We start from the raw sequence: 1486 nt of genomic DNA on the forward strand, positions 1-1486 counted from the left end.
TTATCAGTACTTTAAGATACGATTTTAAAAAGAATCATTAATGGTTTTTAAGAAGAAGTTTTTGCGCAGTCTGACGGTCTAGTGTATGATTTCGTTGCGTGATTTAAGCACTAAATTTAGCAAATAAATCACAAATAGAAAGTCCTCGCGGACTTTCGCAAGTAGGCTATAACTAACAATGAATTATACACATCTTAAGTTTGTCTTTTATTAAATTAGATCAATAAACTAGAAAGAACAAAAGAGAGGAATAAGGTTATTATACACGCAGAAGCTTTAGACTTCGTCAACATTGAAAACCCCCTCTCTTTTCTACACAGATTTCGTACAGTTCTATGAGGCTTTAGACCTCGATTTCAAGTCGTTGAAACTCGCGTAGATTGTCCTTTCAAAAAACATTTTCTTATGAATAAAGATATTAAATATTTTGGAATAGACATTAGCCATTTGGTTTTTGATGTTACAGATTCTGATGGTAATTACTACCAATTTAAAAACACGATTTCAGGCTTTAAAAAGTTTGTCAAACTCTTAACCAAGCACAGTCATTGTGTGATGGAAGCAACAGGCTATTACCACTATCAGCTGGCCTATTATTTACTTGAATCAGGTTTCAAAGTTTCAGTAGAAAATCCATTATCAGTGAAGCGATTTATCCAGATGAGATTGTCCAAGGTTAAGACAGACAGGAGCGATTCTAAACTAATCTGTGAATACGCTAAACAAGTAGAATTAAAGCTTTGGAAAGGTAACTCAAAACATCAAACGGAAAGTCTTCAAATAACCAGACTCCTTGCTGTGTATACAAAACAAAGCACTATGCTTAAAAATAAAATACACGGCGAATCCGTTTTAGGCAATCCAAGTAAAGCAGTTGTGAGTTCTCTAAAGCGTAGTCTAAAACAGGTCCAAAAAGAAATAAACCTGTTGGAGTGCAAACTATTAATATTAGTTAAAGAAGAGCATCAAGATGTATTAACCCGCTTAAAAAGCATACCAGGGATTGGAAACAAAACAGCTGTTATGCTAGTTGTTTTGACAGATGGTTTCGAGCGTTTTACGAGCGGTAGTGAGTTATGTAGTTATGCAGGTTTGACACCTGTAATTAGGAAAAGTGGAAGCAGTGTAAATGGGCGGAGCAGGATCAGTAAAATAGGAAATCAAAAGCTGCGTAATTTATTGTTTATGTGCAGTTTTAATGCTTGTAAATACAACAAAGCTTGCAGAGAAATTTATGAACGAATTGTAGCAAAAGGAAAGAGTAAAAAACTAGCACTAATAGCCGTATGTAACAAGTTATTAAAACAAGCTTTTGCCATTGCAAAATCAGGACTAATTTATGATGATTCTCATAGAAGCACTTTAGTGAAAAATTAATCTGGTTTTACTTGGTTTTTACCACAGTACTTTGTTGGTGGTAGTATTTTTAATCAGGGAAACACATATATTTCCATACATTTTCAAATTTTGGTCTACCATTACTTTC

The 1486-nt window shown here is 33.8% G+C and carries 1 protein-coding gene; it reads left to right on the top strand.

Annotated features, from left to right (window positions below; all coding sequences use genetic code 11):
• Positions 1-405: 405 nt before the first annotated feature.
• Positions 406-1377, top strand: coding sequence for an IS110 family RNA-guided transposase (locus tag G5V56_RS17475; RefSeq protein ID WP_166967560.1), 972 nt, complete (start codon positions 406-408; stop codon positions 1375-1377).
• The last annotated feature ends 109 nt before the right edge of the window (positions 1378-1486 follow it).

Origin of the sequence: Yeosuana marina (assembly GCF_011762485.1) — a bacterium.
Classification (GTDB): Bacteria; Bacteroidota; Bacteroidia; order Flavobacteriales; family Flavobacteriaceae; genus Yeosuana; species Yeosuana marina.